The organism is Pseudomonas sp. TMW22090, from assembly GCF_022496665.1.
Lineage (GTDB): Bacteria > Pseudomonadota > Gammaproteobacteria > Pseudomonadales > Pseudomonadaceae > Aquipseudomonas > Aquipseudomonas gregormendelii.
The window spans coordinates 324,380-341,846 of the sequence record NZ_SCFH01000006.1 but is presented as its reverse complement, the minus strand read 5'-3'; the positions used below and the strand labels follow the sequence as shown (position 1 = coordinate 341,846).

The 17,467-nt window shown below is 60.7% G+C and carries 14 protein-coding genes; 8 read left to right on the top strand and 6 right to left on the bottom strand.

Going from position 1 to position 17,467, the window contains the following annotated elements; genetic code table 11:
- Positions 1 to 186: 186 nt before the first annotated feature.
- The 5 genes from rlmF to EQV97_RS18820 form a co-directional block, all read right to left on the bottom strand.
- Positions 187 to 1,203: a 23S rRNA (adenine(1618)-N(6))-methyltransferase RlmF gene (gene rlmF, locus EQV97_RS18840; RefSeq protein WP_045062125.1), complete on the bottom strand. Its 1,017-nt coding sequence runs from the start codon at positions 1,201 to 1,203 to the stop codon at positions 187 to 189.
- Between the two features lie 154 nt (positions 1,204 to 1,357).
- The gene (locus tag EQV97_RS18835) at positions 1,358 to 4,204 is read right to left on the bottom strand and encodes a valine--tRNA ligase (protein WP_240889495.1); all 2,847 of its coding nucleotides are present in this window, start codon (positions 4,202 to 4,204) and stop codon (positions 1,358 to 1,360) included.
- 226 nt (positions 4,205 to 4,430) lie between these two features.
- Entirely contained in the window at positions 4,431 to 4,796 is a 366-nt protein-coding gene (locus tag EQV97_RS18830) for a DNA polymerase III subunit chi (protein WP_122838819.1), read from the bottom strand.
- Between the two features lie 8 nt (positions 4,797 to 4,804).
- Entirely contained in the window at positions 4,805 to 5,233 is a 429-nt protein-coding gene (locus tag EQV97_RS18825) for a DNA polymerase III subunit chi (RefSeq protein WP_122838820.1), read from the bottom strand.
- Positions 5,234 to 5,382: 149 nt separating this feature from the next.
- A complete protein-coding gene (locus EQV97_RS18820) occupies positions 5,383 to 6,873 on the bottom strand; it encodes a leucyl aminopeptidase (protein WP_240889493.1) in 1,491 nt (496 codons plus the stop codon).
- 400 nt (positions 6,874 to 7,273) lie between these two features.
- Between EQV97_RS18820 and lptF the strand changes: the two genes are divergently transcribed.
- The 8 genes from lptF to pdxJ all read left to right on the top strand — a co-directional run bounded on the left by lptF (position 7,274) and on the right by pdxJ (position 15,704).
- A complete protein-coding gene (gene lptF / locus EQV97_RS18815) occupies positions 7,274 to 8,392 on the top strand; it encodes an LPS export ABC transporter permease LptF (protein ID WP_122838822.1) in 1,119 nt (372 codons plus the stop codon).
- Positions 8,385 to 9,446 (top strand): LPS export ABC transporter permease LptG, encoded by a 1,062-nt coding sequence (gene lptG / locus EQV97_RS18810; protein WP_122838823.1) that lies wholly within the window; start codon positions 8,385 to 8,387, stop codon positions 9,444 to 9,446. The genes lptF and lptG overlap by 8 nt, the downstream gene beginning before the upstream one ends.
- Positions 9,447 to 9,617: 171 nt before the next feature.
- Positions 9,618 to 11,417: a translation elongation factor 4 gene (lepA, locus tag EQV97_RS18805; protein ID WP_045062133.1), complete on the top strand. Its 1,800-nt coding sequence runs from the start codon at positions 9,618 to 9,620 to the stop codon at positions 11,415 to 11,417.
- A 5-nt stretch (positions 11,418 to 11,422) separates the two neighbouring features.
- Positions 11,423 to 12,277, top strand: a complete 855-nt coding sequence (gene lepB, locus EQV97_RS18800) for a signal peptidase I (RefSeq protein ID WP_225569515.1) — start codon at positions 11,423 to 11,425, stop codon at positions 12,275 to 12,277.
- A 184-nt stretch (positions 12,278 to 12,461) separates the two neighbouring features.
- Positions 12,462 to 13,151 (top strand): ribonuclease III, encoded by a 690-nt coding sequence (gene rnc, locus EQV97_RS18795; protein ID WP_010463056.1) that lies wholly within the window; start codon positions 12,462 to 12,464, stop codon positions 13,149 to 13,151.
- Entirely contained in the window at positions 13,144 to 14,046 is a 903-nt protein-coding gene (era, locus tag EQV97_RS18790) for a GTPase Era (protein ID WP_059403406.1), read from the top strand. Before rnc ends, era begins: the two co-directional genes overlap by 8 nt.
- Positions 14,047 to 14,216: 170 nt before the next feature.
- Entirely contained in the window at positions 14,217 to 14,906 is a 690-nt protein-coding gene (gene recO / locus EQV97_RS18785; protein ID WP_045062136.1) for a DNA repair protein RecO, read from the top strand.
- A 51-nt stretch (positions 14,907 to 14,957) separates the two neighbouring features.
- Complete coding sequence (gene pdxJ, locus EQV97_RS18780; protein ID WP_240889492.1) at positions 14,958 to 15,704, top strand: pyridoxine 5'-phosphate synthase; 747 nt, start codon at positions 14,958 to 14,960, stop codon at positions 15,702 to 15,704.
- A gap of 98 nt (positions 15,705 to 15,802) precedes the next feature.
- On the opposite strand, the gene mltF is transcribed toward pdxJ, so the two are convergent.
- Positions 15,803 to 17,263 carry a membrane-bound lytic murein transglycosylase MltF gene (mltF, locus tag EQV97_RS18775; protein ID WP_122838826.1) on the bottom strand — a complete coding sequence of 487 codons (1,461 nt, stop codon included), beginning with the start codon at positions 17,261 to 17,263 and terminating at the stop codon, positions 15,803 to 15,805.
- Positions 17,264 to 17,467 lie beyond the last annotated feature (204 nt).

Below are 17,467 nucleotides of genomic sequence, written 5' to 3'. Positions count from 1 at the left end.
GACGTGTAAAAAACCGTGCTCCGGAGCGATCCGGGCACGGTTTTTTTGTGCCTGTGATTTGCCGGAGGGCTCGAACGATCGCGGGAGTATCACCGCCGTAGGAGCTGTCGAGTGAAACGAGGCTGCGATCTCTTGATCTTTCACAACAACATCAAAAGATCGCAGCGTGCCGCAGCGCCTACGGTCTCAGCGAGCCCAGCGCTGACGCCAGATTTGCTGTTCGCTCTTGGTCTGGAACGTCCAGGCGACGAAGCGGCTTTTCTTCTGCCCCTGGGACATTTCCACGACCTGGCTTTCCAGCACGCCGGCCTTTTTCAGGGCGATCTCGATCGCGGGCAGGTTCGACGCCTTGGACACCAGGGTGCTGAACCACAGCACCTTGTGCTGGAAGTGCGCGCTCTCGGCGATCAATTGAGTCACGAAGCGGGCCTCGCCGCCCTCGCACCACAGTTCAGCCGACTGGCCACCAAAGTTCAGCACCGGCAGCTTGCGTTTCGGGTCGGCGCGGCCGAGTGCGCGCCATTTGCGCTCGCTGCCCTTGGTGGCTTCGTCCATCGAGGCGTGGAACGGCGGGTTGCACATGGTCAGGTCGAAGCGTTCGCCGGGTTCCAGCAACCCCAGCAGAATGTGCTTGGGGTTGGTTTGCTGGCGCAACTGAATGGCCTTGTTCAGCCCGTTGGACTGGACGATGGCCTTGGCAGCGGCCACGGCGGTCGGGTCGATTTCCGAGCCGAGGAAGTGCCAGCGGTAGTCGCTGTAGCCAATCAGCGGATAGACGCAGTTGGCGCCCATGCCGATGTCGAGCACCTTGACCGGCGCGCCGCGGGGGATTTCGCCGTCATTGACGCTGGCCAACAGGTCGGCCAGGAAGTGCACATAGTCGGCACGCCCTGGAACCGGCGGGCATAGGTAATCCGCCGGGATGTCCCAGTGGGCCACGCCGTAGAACGACTTGAGCAGCGCGCGGTTGAACACCCGCACCGCGTCCGGGCTGGCGAAGTCGATGCTTTCCTTGCCGTACGGGTTGGTGATCACGAACTTCGCCAGTTCGGGCGTGGTCTTGATCAGCGCCGGGAAGTCATAACGACCCTGGTGGCGGTTGCGCGGGTGCAGGCTGGCCTTTTCGCGGGGCTCGACGGCTTTGGCCGGGGTCGCGGATTCGGGCTTCTTGCGCGCAGGTCTTGGTGTGCGGGGGGCGTTCATGGGTGTGATCGATTCGGGTATGGCTGAAAGTGACGGGCATTGTCCCACATTAGCTACCCGATGACGCATATCCAGGGGGTTTGGTGTTTGTGGGAATGGGCAGGCACAAAAAAGGGAGGCCATTTCGGGCCTCCCTTTTCATTGCGATTTGCCGTTACAAACTGGCAATCCGCGCATGCTGCTCGGCCAGTTTGCCCAAAGCCTGTTGCGCTTCGGCCAGTTTGGCGCGTTCCTTCTCGATGACTTCGGCCGGCGCCTTGTCGACGAAACCGGCGTTCGACAGCTTGCCGCCCACGCGCTGGACTTCACCCTGCAAGCGCAGGATTTCCTTGTCCAGGCGTGCCAGCTCGGCGTCCTTGTCGATCAGGCCGGCCATTGGCACAAGCACTTCCATCTCGCCGACCAGGGCGGTCGCGGACAGTGGTGCTTCTTCGCCTGCCGCCAGCACAGTGATCGACTCGAGGCGCGCGAGCTTCTTCAGCAGGGCCTCGTTTTCGGTGAGACGACGCTGGTCTTCGGCGCTGACGTTTTTCAGGAACAGGTTAAGCGGCTTGCCTGGACCAATGTTCATTTCGGCGCGAATGTTACGCGTGCCGAGCATCAGCGTTTTCAGCCATTCGATGTCATCTTCGGCGGCTGCGTCAATGCGCTCTTCATTGGCCACTGGCCAAGGCTGCAGCATGATTGTCTTGCCTTCGATGCCGGCCAGCGGCGCGATGCGCTGCCAGATTTCTTCGGTGATGAACGGCATGAACGGGTGCGCCAGGCGCAGGGCAACTTCCAGTACGCGAACCAGGGTGCGACGGGTGCCGCGCTGGCGTTCGACCGGCGCGTTTTCGTCCCACAGCACCGGCTTGGACAGCTCCAGGTACCAGTCGCAATACTGGTTCCAGATGAACTCGTACAAGGCTTGTGCGGCCAGGTCGAAGCGGAACTGATCGAGCTGACGGGTCACTTCGGCTTCGGTGCGTTGCAGCTGCGAGATGATCCAGCGATCCGCCAGAGACAGTTCGTAGGCTTCGCCGTTCTGGCCGCAGTCTTCGCCTTTGTCCAGCACGTAGCGCGCCGCGTTCCAGATCTTGTTGCAGAAGTTGCGATAGCCTTCGACGCGGCCCATGTCGAACTTGATGTCGCGACCGGTGGAGGCCAGCGAGCAGAAAGTGAAGCGCAGGGCGTCGGTGCCGTAGCTGGCGATGCCATCGGCGAATTCGTCGCGGGTCTGCTTCTCGATCTTCTTCGCCAGTTTCGGCTGCATCATGCCGGAAGTGCGTTTCTGCACCAGGTCTTCCAGCTCGATGCCGTCGATGATGTCCAGCGGGTCAAGGACGTTGCCCTTGGACTTGGACATCTTCTGGCCTTGGCCATCTCGCACCAGACCGTGCACATACACGGTCTTGAACGGAACCTGCGGCGTGCCGTCTTCGTTTTTCACCAAATGCATGGTGAGCATGATCATCCGGGCAACCCAGAAGAAAATGATGTCGAAACCGGTCACCAACACATCGGTGGAGTGGAATTTTTTCAGGAATTCGGTCTGCTCAGGCCAGCCGAGGGTGGAGAAGGTCCACAGGCCCGAACTGAACCAGGTGTCGAGTACGTCGTTGTCCTGTTGCAGTGCCACGTCGGGGCCGAGGTTGTGCTTGGTGCGAACTTCGGCTTCGTCGCGACCGACGTAGACTTTGCCCGACTCGTCGTACCAGGCCGGGATCCGGTGACCCCACCACAGTTGACGGCTGATGCACCAGTCCTGGATGTCACGCATCCAGGAGAAGTACATGTTTTCGTATTGTTTCGGCACGAACTGGATGCGGCCGTCTTCAACGGCAGCAATTGCAGGCTCGGCCAAAGGCTTGGTCGACACGTACCACTGGTCGGTCAGCCACGGCTCGATGATGGTGCCCGAGCGATCGCCTTTCGGCACTTTCAGGGCGTGATCGTCGACGCTGACCAGCAGGCCGGCGGCGTCGAAGGCGGCGACGATTTGCTTGCGCGCCTCGAAGCGGTCCAGGCCTGCGTATTCAGCCGGGATCTTGCCGTCGATGCTTTCGTTCAGTGTGCCGTCGAGGTTGAACACCTGGCAGGCCGGCAAGACGGCGGCGTTCTTGTCGAAGATGTTCAGCAGCGGCAAATTGTGGCGCTTGCCGACTTCGTAGTCGTTGAAATCGTGTGCCGGGGTGATTTTCACGCAACCGGTGCCGAACTCAGGATCGCAGTAATCGTCGGCGATGATCGGAATGCGGCGGCCGACCAGCGGCAGCTCGACAAATTTGCCGATCAGGGCTTTGTAGCGTTCATCGTTCGGGTTAACGGCCACGGCGGCGTCGCCGAGCATGGTTTCCGGGCGAGTGGTCGCGACGATCAGGAAGTCGTTGCCTTCAGCCGTTTTCGCGCCGTCGGCCAACGGGTACTTGAGGTTCCACAGGAAACCTTTCTCGTCATGGTTTTCCACCTCGAGGTCGGAAATCGCCGTGTGCAGCTTGGTGTCCCAGTTGACCAGGCGCTTGCCGCGGTAGATCAGGCCGTCTTCGTGCAGGCGCACGAAGGCTTCCTTGACCGCTTCAGACAGGCCGTCGTCCATGGTGAAGCGCTCGCGGCTCCAGTCTACGGACGAGCCGAGGCGGCGGATCTGGCGGCTGATGTTGCCACCGGACTGATCCTTCCATTCCCAGATTTTCTCGAGGAATTTCTCGCGACCAAGATCGTGGCGACTCTGACCCTGGGCTTCGAGTTGACGCTCCACCAGCATCTGCGTAGCGATACCGGCGTGGTCGGTACCCGGCTGCCACAGAGTGTTGCGACCCTGCATGCGGCGGAAACGGATCAGGGCGTCCATGATCGCGTTGTTGAAGCCGTGCCCCATGTGCAGGCTGCCCGTCACATTCGGCGGCGGGATCATGATGGTGTAGGACTCGCCCGCGCCTTGCGGGGCGAAGTAATTCTCTGACTCCCAGGTGTTGTACCAGGAAGTTTCAATGGCGTGCGGCTGGTAGGTCTTATCCATGCGCGGCGGGACCCTATTGGCATTAATTCAGGAAAAGCCGACGAGTATAGCGGGGCATGGGGCGAAGGGCGAGCAGGGGCGGACAGGGCGTGTATTCAGGAGCGGTGCGAACACGGTAGGAGCTGCCGCAGGCTGCGATCTTTTGATCTTGATCTTTTCCGGAATAGTCGAAGATCGAAATCAAAAGATCGCAGCCCGCGGCAGCTCCTGCAGTGCCAGGGTGGGGCTACTCGTACTGGCTGAGCAACCGCTCCATCCGCGCCGCCAGTCGGCGTTTGATTTCGGTTTCGATGTGCGGCGCAAAGTCGTCGATCACGTCTTGCATGATCAGCATCGCAGCGGCGCGCAGTTCGCCGTCCAGATGCAGCAAGGCGTCCGGGCCTTTATCTTCGGCGACTGGGGCAGGGGGCGGTTCGCTGGCGGCTGGCGGGTTGCCGGCAGCCTCGAACAGCATGGGGATCTGTTCCTGATCATCGTCCTCGACCGTGTCGGTCAGCAACGGTGGTTGCAGGTTGTCATCGCCGAGCAGTTGGCGGATCGACTCGAGGTCGTCCAGCAGATGCGCGGACTGTTGCTGTTTTGGCGTGTCCATCGGAATACTCAGAGTCGCTGTAAACGGTGGTCTTGCAAAGGATAGCCCTGTTCGCGATAGAAACGGAAACTCTCCCGCGCGGCCTGGCGAATCACCGGGTCTTCCACCACCACTTCCGCCACGCGGGCGAACTTGTTGGCAAAGGTCGGCACTTTCAGGTCGAGATTGACCAGCAGGTCCTGATGTTGACCGCAGTCCTCTCCCAGGCCCAGCACAATCAAACCCTGCGGCTCGTTCTCGGCGGGGCCATGGGGTACGAAACTTTCGCCCTTGAACGCCCAGAGGCGTGCATCGAGATCGTCACGCTGGCTCGCATCGCTGCAATGCAGGTAGATGCGATGGCCCATGCGCCAGGCTTTTTCGGTGAGCTTGCAGGCAAAATCCAGCCGCGCCGACGGATCGGCGCTGGGCAGGATATAGAAGTCGACTTTGGTCATTGCGGTTCCTGGAATCAACTTCCGCGGAATCTGTAGGAGCGAGCTTGCTCGCGAAGGTCGTCAACGATTACGCGGAAAACCAGGTTAATCGCGGTGATCTTGAGTTTTTCGCGAGCAAGCTCGCTCCTACAGTCGTCAGTGAGCGATATTTAGGCCTTGGCGCGGTCCAGCAGGTACTGGGTCAGCAGGGGCACCGGACGGCCAGTGGCGCCCTTGTCCTTGCCGCCGCTGGTCCAGGCGGTGCCGGCGATGTCCAGGTGCGCCCAGTTGAGGTTCTTGGTAAAGCGCGACAGGAAGCAGGCGGCGGTGATGGTGCCGGCTCTCGGCCCGCCAATGTTGGCGATGTCGGCAAACGGGCTGTCGAGCTGTTCCTGGTACTCATCGAACAGTGGCAACTGCCAGGCACGGTCGTCTGCGGACTGACCGGCGCTGAGCAGCTGGCCGATCAGTTCGTCGTTGTTGCCCAGCAGGCCGGAGGTGTGCGCGCCCAGGGCGACGACACAGGCACCGGTCAGGGTCGCGATGTCGATCACGGCCTGGGGCTTGAAACGTTCAGAGTAGGTCAGGGCGTCGCACAGCACCAGGCGGCCTTCGGCGTCGGTGTTGAGGATTTCCACGGTCTGGCCGCTCATGGTGGTGACGATGTCGCCTGGGCGCGCAGCGTTGCCGCTCGGCATGTTCTCGGCGCAGGCCAGGATGCACACCAGGTTGATCGGCAGTTTCAGTTCGAGCACGGCGCGCAGGGTACCGAAGACGCTGGCGGCGCCGCCCATGTCGTACTTCATTTCGTCCATGCCGGCGCCCGGCTTGAGGCTGATGCCGCCGGTGTCGAAAGTGATGCCTTTGCCGACCAGGGCGAACGGCTTCTCGGATTTCTTGCCGCCGTTGTATTGCATGACGATCAGGCGCGGAGGCTGGGCGCTGCCCTGGCCCACGGCGTAGAACGAGCCCATGCCCAGGTCCTTGATCTTCTTCTCGTCAAGGACTTCGACTTTCAGGCTCTTGAATTCCTTGCCCAGGCTCTTGGCCTGCTCGCCCAGGAAAGTCGGGTGGCAGATGTTCGGCGGCAGGTTGCCCAGGTTGCGGGTAAACGCCATGCCGTTGGCGATCGCGGTAGCGTGGGCCACGGCACGCTCGACTTCAGCCTGGGCGGCCTTGATGGTCACCAGGGTGATTTTCTTCAGGGCGCGCGGCTCGGCTTTCTGGCTCTTGAACTGGTCGAACGTGTATTGGCCGTCCACCAGGGTTTCAGCCAGCAGGCGGGTCTTGCCGTAGCTGTCACGGCCCTTGACCACGACTTCGTCGAGTGCCAGTACCGCATCGCTGCCGTTCAGGCCCTTGAGGGTGTTGAGAATGCCGGCAATGATTTTACGGAATGGGCGATCACCCAGTTCTTCGTCCTTGCCGACGCCGACCAGCAATACGCGCTCGGCCTTGAGGTTGGGCAGGCTGTGCAGCAGCAGGCTCTGGCCGACTTTGCCGGCGAGGTCGCCACGCTTGAGCACGGCGCTGATCGCGCCGCCGCTCAGTGCGTCAATTTGGCTGGCCACGGCGCCGAGCTTGCGGCCTTCGCTGACGGCAACCACCAGCGTGGCAGTTTTCAACGTTTCCGGATTAACGCTTTTTACAACCAGTTCCATGTCGGGGCCCCTGAATCAATGATCAACACGCAAGTGTCTGAACTTGCCATAAATAGAGTACGCAAGGCAGGCTTGCGGCAAAGGCCGCAGTTTGAACCTCGTCGGCGGCGCCTGACAACCCTGGGTCGCAGGTTCGTCACGGTTCCGGCCGCGCTTGCAGGAGCGAATTGGATCCGGGCGGCGTTGCGCTGATGAACCTGAGAGCACCGTTGAGTGTCAGACGTCCCGCGTAATCGTTGACGAGCATCGCGAGTGAGCCCCCGCATGGCGAACGCGCGCAGTGACAGGCGCATGCAATCACAGGATAATGCGCCATCTTTTTCGGCGGCCCTGCTTTGCGGTCCGCCTGCTACGTTTGCTTGTTTGGCCGCCTTCGCCTGACAACCCTGGAGTGTCTGGTTTGATTGTCTTTCGTTACCTATCCCGCGAAGTCCTGTTGACCTTGAGCGCCGTCAGCGCCGTGCTGCTGGTCATCATCATGAGCGGACGCTTCATCAAATACCTCGCCCAGGCCGCTGCGGGCCTGCTGGATCCAGGCTCCCTGTTCCTGATCATGGGGTTTCGTCTGCCGGGCTTTCTGCAACTGATCCTGCCGCTGGGCCTGTTTCTGGGCATTCTGCTGGCTTACGGTCGCCTGTACCTCGAAAGCGAAATGACCGTGTTGTCGGCCACCGGCATGAGTCAGCAACGCCTGTTCGCCATGACCCTGTTCCCGGCCACCCTGGTGGCATTGGTGGTGGCATGGCTGAGCCTGAGCCTTGCGCCACAAGGGGCCAACCAGTTCCAGTTGCTGCTGAACAAGCAAGACGCCCTGACTGAATTCGACACCCTGGAACCGGGCCGCTTCCAGGCCCTGCGTGACGGAACGCGGGTGACCTACACCGAGACCCTGACGGACGATCGCATCAACCTCGGTGGCGTGTTCATTTCCCAGAAGAACACCAGCACCGACCAGAAGGATCGCGGGATTTCCGTGCTGGTGGCCGAGAAGGGTCGCCAGGAAATCCGCCCTGACGGCAACCGCTACCTGATTCTCGACAATGGCTATCGCTACGACGGCAAGCCGGGCCAGGCCGACTATCGCGCCATCAAGTACGACGAGTACGGCGTGCTGCTGCCCAAGCCGGATGTCAGCGACGAAGTCACCGACCGCGATGCCATGCCCACCAGTAGCCTGATAGGCAGCGACGACGTTCGCTCGCGCACCGAATTGCAATGGCGCATGTCCCTGCCGTTGCTGGTCTTCATTGTCACCCTGATGGCGGTACCGCTGTCGCGAGTGAATCCGCGCCAGGGGCGGTTCCTCAAGCTGCTGCCAGCGATTCTTCTTTATATGGCCTACCTGACCATCCTGATTGCCGCTCGCGGCGCGCTCGAAAAAGGCAAGATCCCGATGGCCCTCGGCTTGTGGTGGGTGCACGGGATCTTCCTGGCGATTGGGTTGGGCTTGCTCTATTGGGAGCCCCTGCGCCTGAAGATGGCGAGTCGCCGCAGCGCGCTGGAGGTGGCCCGTGGTTAAGCTGGATCGCTACATTGGTAGCAGTGTTTTCGTGGCCATTCTGGCCGTATTGGGCATCATTCTCGGTCTGGCGACGCTGTTCGCCTTCATCGACGAGATGGGCGATGCCAGCGATACCTACACCTTGCTGGACGTGTTGAGCTACGTCCTGTTGACGGCCCCCCGACGTTTGTACGACATGTTGCCGATGGCGGCATTGATCGGCTGTCTGATCGGCCTGGGCAGCCTGGCCAGCAACAGCGAACTGACCATCATGCGCGCCGCTGGCGTGTCCATTGGCCGGATCGTCTGGGCAGTCATGAAGCCGATGCTGGTGCTGATGGTTGTCGGAGTCCTGATCGGCGAATACGTTGCGCCGGCCACCGAAAGCGCTGCCCAGGCCAATCGTTCGCTGGCCCAGGGCAGCGGTGACGCGCAAAGTGCCCGCCACGGCCTGTGGCATCGCCAGGGTGACGAGTTCATTCACGTCAACTCGGTGCAACCCAACGGTGTGCTGTACGGCGTCACCCGCTATCGCTTCGACAAAGAGCGTCACATGCTGTCGGCCAGCTTCGCCAAGCGCGCGGAGTTCGACAAGGACCACTGGCAGCTGAGCGATGTCACCACCACGGTATTCCATGAAAAGAACACTGAAGTGGTCGCGGCCCCGGTCGAGCGCTGGGAAGTTGCCCTCAGTCCGCAACTGCTGAGCACGGTGGTCATGGCGCCAGAGTCTCTGTCGATCTCCGGTTTGTGGGGATACATCCATTACCTGGCCGACCAGGGGCTGAATAACGGCCGTTACTGGTTGGCATTTTGGGTCAAGGTGTTGCAGCCGCTGGTCACTGCGGCACTGGTGCTGATGGCGATCTCCTTCATCTTTGGTCCGCTGCGCTCGGTGACCCTCGGTCAGCGGGTGTTCACCGGTGTACTGGTGGGGTTCACCTTCCGAATCGTCCAGGATCTGCTGGGGCCATCGAGCCTGGTGTTCGGTTTCTCGCCGCTGTTTGCGGTGCTGGTGCCTGCCAGCGTGTGCGCCCTGGCTGGGGTCTGGTTGTTGCGCCGGGCCGGTTGATTCCGGGTATTTCCCGAGCAGCGAGCCAATGAAAAACGCCCTTGTCGTGAGACCGGGGCGTTTTTGTCAGTGCCGTCCGACCTGCGCAGGTGACGCTTGCGCCGTGGATCAGGTACAATTCCCGGCTATTTTTCGGCGGGCTATGCCTGCAGCCTTTTTGAGTGTTGATCCGTGAGTGATTTGAGTCATATCCGCAATTTCTCCATCATCGCCCACATTGACCATGGCAAGTCGACGCTGGCCGATCGATTCATCCAGATGTGCGGCGGCCTTGCCGAGCGCGAAATGGAAGCCCAGGTACTGGACTCCATGGACCTGGAGCGTGAACGCGGGATCACCATCAAGGCCCACAGCGTCACCCTTTATTACACCGCTCGCGATGGCATCAAGTACCAGCTGAACTTCATCGACACCCCGGGCCACGTTGACTTCACCTATGAAGTCAGCCGCTCGCTGGCTGCCTGTGAAGGTGCTTTGCTGGTGGTCGACGCTGGCCAGGGCGTGGAAGCGCAGTCGGTTGCCAACTGCTACACGGCGATCGAGCAGGGCCTGGAAGTCATGCCCGTGCTGAACAAGATCGACCTGCCGCAGGCCGATCCGGACCGCGTGAAGGAAGAAATCGAGAAGATCATCGGCATCGATGCCACTGATGCCGTCGAGTGCAGCGCCAAGACCGGCCTGGGCGTCGATGAAGTCCTCGAGCGTCTGGTGCGCACCATTCCTGCGCCGACCGGCAACTACGAAGATCCGCTGCAAGCGTTGATCATCGACTCCTGGTTCGACAACTACCTGGGCGTTGTATCCCTGGTACGCGTGCGCCATGGCCGCGTGAAGAAGGGCGACAAGATCCTCGTCAAGTCCACCGGCAAGATCCACCTGGTGGACAGCGTTGGTGTATTCAACCCTAAACATACCGCTACCACTGACCTGAAGGCCGGTGAAGTAGGCTTCATCATCGCTGGCATCAAGGACATTCACGGTGCGCCGGTGGGTGACACCCTGACCTTGAGCTCGACACCGGACGTCGACGTCCTGCCGGGTTTCAAACGCATTCAGCCGCAGGTTTACGCCGGCCTGTTTCCGGTCAGCTCCGACGACTTCGAAGATTTCCGTGAGGCCCTGCAAAAGCTCACCCTCAACGACTCGTCGCTGCAGTACACCCCCGAGAGCTCCGACGCCCTGGGCTTCGGCTTCCGTTGCGGGTTCCTCGGCATGCTGCACATGGAGATCATCCAGGAGCGCCTGGAGCGCGAGTATGACCTGGACCTGATCACCACGGCGCCGACGGTAATTTTCGAGCTGTTGCTGAAAACCGGTGAAACGATTTACGTCGACAACCCGTCGAAGCTTCCAGACCTGTCTTCCATCGAAGACATGCGCGAGCCGATCGTGCGGGCCAACATTCTTGTGCCGCAAGAGCACCTGGGCAACGTCATTACCCTGTGCATCGAGAAGCGTGGCGTGCAGCACGACATGCTGTTCCTCGGTACCCAGGTCCAGGTGACCTACGATCTGCCGATGAACGAAGTGGTCCTGGACTTCTTCGATCGCCTGAAGTCCACCAGCCGCGGCTATGCTTCGCTGGACTACCATTTCGATCGTTATCAGTCGGCTAACCTGGTGAAACTGGATGTGCTGATCAACGGTGACAAGGTCGACGCCCTGGCGCTGATCGTGCACAAGGATAACGCGCACTACAAAGGTCGCCAGTTGACCGAGAAGATGAAAGAACTGATCCCGCGCCAGATGTTCGACGTCGCGATCCAGGCCGCCATTGGCGGGCAGATCATTGCGCGAACCTCCGTCAAGGCACTCAGAAAGAACGTATTGGCCAAATGCTACGGCGGCGACGTCAGCCGTAAGAAGAAACTGCTTGAAAAGCAAAAGGCCGGTAAGAAACGCATGAAGCAAGTCGGCAACGTGGAAATTCCACAAGAAGCCTTCCTTGCAGTGCTCAGGTTGGATAGTTAGGTCCTATGTCACTAAATTTCCCGCTGTTGCTGGTCATCGCCGTGTTCGTCTGCGGCCTGTTGGCGTTGCTCGATCTGGTTTTTCTCGCGCCGCGTCGGCGTGCAGCCATTGCATCCTATCAGGGCAGCGTCAGCCAGCCTGACGGGATGGTGGTCGAAAAACTGAACAAGGAGCCGCTGCTGGTCGAATACGGCAAGTCGTTCTTCCCGGTGTTGTTCATCGTGCTGGTGCTGCGTTCGTTCCTGGTGGAACCGTTCCAGATTCCATCCGGCTCGATGAAACCGACCCTGGACGTTGGCGATTTCATTCTGGTGAGCAAGTTCTCCTACGGGATCCGCTTGCCGGTGATCGACAAGAAAGTCATCGAAATCGGTGACCCGCAGCGCGGCGATGTGATGGTTTTCCGCTATCCGAGCGATCCGAACGTCAACTACATCAAGCGTGTAGTGGGCCTGCCGGGCGACCAGATTCGCTACACCGCCGACAAGCGCCTGTTCGTCAACGGCGAGTCCGTTGCCGAGCAGTTGGTCGGCTCCGAGCCGGGCACCCTGGGCAGTGCCGAGCTCTACAAGGAAAAACTCGGTGTCGCCGAGCACCTGATCCGCAAGGAAATGAGCCGCTATCGCGCAACGCCGGACCGTTCGTGGACCGTGCCCGCCGGGCACTACTTCATGATGGGCGACAACCGCGACAACTCCAACGACAGTCGCTATTGGGATGATCCAAGCATTCCCAAGGACCTGCTGGGCATGGTCCCCGACAAGAATATCGTCGGCAAGGCCTTCGCGGTCTGGATGAGCTGGCCTGAACCCAAACTCAGTCACCTGCCGAACTTCTCGCGGGTTGGCCTGATCAAGTAATCACACACGGCGCTGTTGAACACAGCGCCGAATGCATTTCTGGAGCCGCTACAATCGGCGCCCGAGGCATGAAAACAATGATATTCAGGACGTAATTTTTGAACACAGCGTTAATTGTCCCAAGCCTGCGCCGCACCCCGGCGATGGCGGTGGAATCCAGCCACGAACTCAGCGTGGGTACACCGTGAGCGTTTCCTTAAGCCGTCTAGAGCGTCAGCTCGGCTACACCTTCAAGGACCAGGAACTGATGGTCCTGGCCCTGACTCACCGCAGCTTTGCCGGGCGCAACAACGAACGCCTGGAATTCCTCGGTGATGCCATCCTCAATTTCGTCGCTGGCGAGGCGCTGTTCGATCGCTTCCCGCTGGCTCGCGAAGGTCAGTTGTCGCGTTTGCGCGCACGCCTGGTGAAAGGTGAGACCCTGGCGGTACTGGCCCGCGGTTTCGATCTGGGCGAGTACCTGCGCCTGGGCTCTGGCGAGTTGAAGAGCGGCGGTTTTCGTCGCGAGTCGATTCTGGCCGATGCCCTGGAAGCGCTGATTGGTGCAATCTACCTGGACGCGGGCATGGACATGGCGCGCGAGCGCGTGCTGGCCTGGCTGGCCGGTGAGTTCGAAGGCCTGACGCTGGTCGACACCAACAAAGATCCAAAGACCCGCCTGCAGGAATTCCTGCAATCGCGTGGGTGTGAGCTGCCGCGTTACGAAGTGGTGGATATCCAGGGTGAGCCGCATTGCCGGACGTTCTTCGTCGAATGTGAAATCACCTTATTGAATGAAAAAAGCCGAGGTCAGGGTGTGAGTCGTCGTATTGCCGAACAGGTAGCGGCCGCCGCAGCACTGATTGCCCTGGGTGTGGAGAATGGCAATGACTGATTCAACCGCAACACGCTGTGGCTATGTTGCCATCGTCGGCCGTCCCAACGTGGGCAAGTCCACGTTGCTGAACCACATCCTCGGCCAGAAGCTCGCGATCACTTCGCGCAAGCCGCAAACCACCCGCCACAACATGCTGGGCATCAAGACCGAAGGCGCCGTGCAGGCGATCTACGTCGACACTCCGGGCATGCACAAAGGTGGCGAAAAAGCCCTCAACCGCTACATGAACAAGACGGCCTCGGCAGCCTTGAAAGACGTGGACGTGGTGATCTTCGTAGTCGACCGCACCAAGTGGACCGACGAGGACCAGATGGTCCTGGAGCGCGTCCAGTACGTGACCGGCCCGCTGATCGTGGCGCTGAACAAGACCGATCGCATCGAAGACAAAGCCGAGCTGATGCCGCACCTGAGCTGGTTGCAGGAGCAGCTGCCGAACGCGCAGATCATGCCGATCTCGGCCCAGCACGGGCACAACCTCGAAGCGCTGGAGCGGGTGATTGCCGGCTACCTTCCGGAAAACGATCACTTCTTCCCCGAAGACCAGATCACCGACCGCAGCAGTCGCTTCCTCGCCGCCGAACTGGTGCGCGAAAAGATCATGCGCCAGATGGGTGCAGAGCTGCCGTACCAGATCACCGTCGAAATCGAAGAGTTCAAGCAGCAGGGTAAGACCCTGCATATTCATGCCTTGATCCTCGTCGAGCGCGACGGCCAGAAGAAGATCATCATTGGCGACAAGGGCGAGCGCATCAAGCGCATCGGCACCGAGGCGCGCAAGGACATGGAGCTGCTGTTCGACTCCAAGATCATGCTCAACCTCTGGGTGAAAGTGAAAGGCGGCTGGTCCGATGACGAGCGCGCGCTGCGTTCGCTGGGTTACGGCGACCTGTAAACCCGATCGACGCTGCACCGCAGAACCTGTGGGAGCGGGCTTGCCCGCGATGAGGATGTAACATTCAATATATGTGTTGGATGTAAGTCCGCCATCGCGGGCAGGCCCGCTCCCACATTGGTTTTTGTTGTTTGCAGAGCTGCGCACTTTCTTCGAGAACCCTGACTTCCATGTCGCAAACCCCACCCATCCCCCAGCCCGCCTTCGTACTTCACTCCCGCGCCTACCGCGAGAGCAGCGCGTTGGTCGACTTCCTTACGCCCCAGGGGCGGCTACGGGCGGTGTTGCGCAGTGCGCGGGGCAAGGCCGGGACCTTGGCCAGGCCCTTCGTGCCCCTGGAAGTCGAATTTCGCGGGCGAGGGGAGCTGAAGAACGTAGGGCGGATGGAAGCCTCGGGGGTTTCCACCTGGCTCAACGGCGAAGCGCTGTTCAGTGGCCTGTACCTCAATGAGCTGCTGATTCGCCTGCTACCCGCCGAAGACCCGCTGCCGGGTGTGTTCGACCACTACGCCGCGACGTTGCTGGCGCTGGCCGAAGGTCGTCCGCTGGAGCCGTTGCTGCGCTCCTTTGAATGGCGGTTGCTCGATGATCTGGGCTACGGCTTCGCACTCGGCACGGATATCCACGGTGAGCCTGTAGCGCCGGACGGTCTGTATCGCCTGCAGGTGGACGCGGGGCTGGAGCGGGTGTACCTGTTGCAGCCCGGACTGTTCAACGGCACCGAATTGCTGGCCATGGCCGAAGCGGACTGGTCGGCACCGGGTGCTTTATCGGCCGCAAAACGGTTGATGCGCCAGGCACTTGCCGTGCATCTGGGCGGTCGTCCCCTGGTTTCCCGAGAGTTGTTTCGAAAGCCGTAAAATCCCCGTGTATGCTGTGCACCGAACTTTCCCCTCTTCAGGAGCGCTTCCGTGACCACCAGCAATCGCATTCTTCTTGGCGTGAACATCGACCACGTTGCCACCCTGCGTCAGGCCCGGGGCACTCGTTACCCGGATCCGGTCAAGGCCGCGCTGGACGCGGAAGAGGCGGGCGCTGACGGCATCACCGTGCACCTGCGCGAAGACCGTCGCCATATCCAGGAACGCGACGTGCTGCTGCTCAAGGATGTGCTGCAGACCCGCATGAACTTCGAGATGGGCGTCACTGAAGAGATGATGGTGTTCGCCGAGCGCATCCGCCCTGCGCACATTTGCCTGGTCCCGGAAACTCGCCAGGAGCTGACCACTGAAGGCGGGCTGGATGTAGCGGGGCAGGAGGCCCGGATCAAGGCGGCGGTGGACCGCCTGGCGAAAATTGGCTGCGAGGTGTCGTTGTTCATCGACGCGGACGAGCGCCAGATCGAAGCGTCCCGCCGAGTGGGTGCGCCGGCCATCGAACTGCACACGGGGCGTTACGCGGACGCCGAGACGCCGACGCAAGTGGCTGAAGAGCTCAAGCGTGTAGCGGATGGCGTGGCTTTTGGTCTGGCCCAGGGTTTGATCGTCAACGCCGGCCACGGTCTGCAATACCACAACGTTGAAGCGGTGGCTGCGATCAAGGGCATCAACGAACTCAATATCGGCCACGCGCTGGTGGCGCATGCTTTGTTTGTGGGGTTCAAGTCGGCTGTTTCCGAGATGAAGGCGCTGATTCTGGCTGCTGCGTTGAAGGGTTAAGATCAAAAGATCGCAGCCTTCGGCAGCTCCTACGGGTGTGCGCATAACCCTGTAGGAGCTGCGCAAGGCTCGAGCCGTGTTCGGACGATCTTTTTGCCTTAAAGCTGCGGCGATTCCTGGTTCGGCTTGGACTTGTCGATCCCCGGCACATGCAAATTGCCTTCAGCCACCTGATCACCCTCAAGCTGCGGCTGTGTCACCCAGGTCAGGATGTCGTAATACCGGCGGATGTTCGCCACAAAATGCACCGGCTCACCGCCCCGGGCATAACCATAGCGGGTCTTGCTGTACCACTGCTTCTGCGACAGGCGCGGCAGGATTTTCTTCACGTCCAGCCACTTGTTCGGATTCAGCCCTTCCTTCGCGGTCAGCTTGCGCGCGTCATCCAGGTGGCCGCTGCCGACGTTGTAGGCCGCCAGGGCAAACCAGGTGCGGTCTGGCTCCTTGATGGAGTCGTCCAGCTGTTCCTTCATGTAAGCCAGGTACTTGGCGCCGCCCATGATGCTCTGCTTGGGGTCCAGGCGATTGGATACGCCCATGGCCTGCGCAGTATTCTGGGTCAGCATCATCAGGCCACGCACGCCGGTCTTGGATGTCACGGCCGCTTGCCACAGGGATTCCTGATAACCCACCGCCGCCAGCAGGCGCCAGTCGACCTTTTCTTTCTTGGCGTAGGCCTTGAAGTGCTGTTCGTACTTGGGCAGCCGTTGCTGCAAATGCTGGGCGAAGGTCGTGGCACCCATGTAGCCGAGCACGTCGACGTGACCGTAGTAGCGGTCCTTCAGGCGTTGCAGGGTGCCGTTCTTCTTGACCTTGTCGAGGTAGTCGTTGATCTCGTTGAGCAGGCTGTTGTCTTCGCCTGCTGCCACGGCCCAGCTCTGGTTGCTGGCGTCACCCAGGTCAAAGGCGACCCGCACGTTGGGGAAGTAGACCTGGTTCATCGCCACTTCGTTGGAGTCGACCAGGGTCAGGTCGATCTGGCCTTCGTCGACCATGCGCAACAGGTCCACGACTTCAACGGCGTCGGACTCTTCGTATTCAATGCGCGGAAACTTCCGTTTCAGCTCCGCCAGTTGCTCGGCGTGGGTACTGCCCTTGAGCACCATGATCTTCTTGCCCACCAGATCCCCCGCATCGGTAGGCCGTGACTGGCCGTTGCGATAGATGATCTGCGGGGTGACTTCCAGGTAGGAGTGGGAGAACCGCACCTGCTTTTTGCGTTGCTCGCTGCTGACCAGTCCGGCAGCAGCCAGCACAGGGCCGTTGGGCTTGCCCACCTGATTGAACAGGTCGTCCAGATTGTCGGCGGTCTCGATTTTCAGCTCGACCCCCAGATCGTCGGCGAAACGTTTCACCAGCTCGTATTCAAAGCCGGTTTCACCGCTGCGATCCTGGAAGTAGGTGGCGGGGCTGTTTCGGGTAACCACCCGCAGCACGCCATCCTCCTTTACACGCTCGAGTGTGTTGGGTTTATCAACACAGCCACCAAGCATCAGGAAGAGTCCGGTTGCGATCAGCCATTTGGCGTACCGCGGACGCAAAGCCGTTGGGGAAAACATCTGCGCAGTATACGCAAAGGACCACGAGCGCCATATCTCGACAGCACCGGGCCAGTCTGCTAGAGCCGCAAAAAACGGCGCACAACCCGCAGGAATGGGCTTTTACGGCGCATCTTGATGGAAAAAATAAGCGCTGAGCGCCTCCTGTTTCTGCCCTGAAACCCCGGCCCGACGTTCGGGTACGGCCGTGCGTACCGTTTCGGG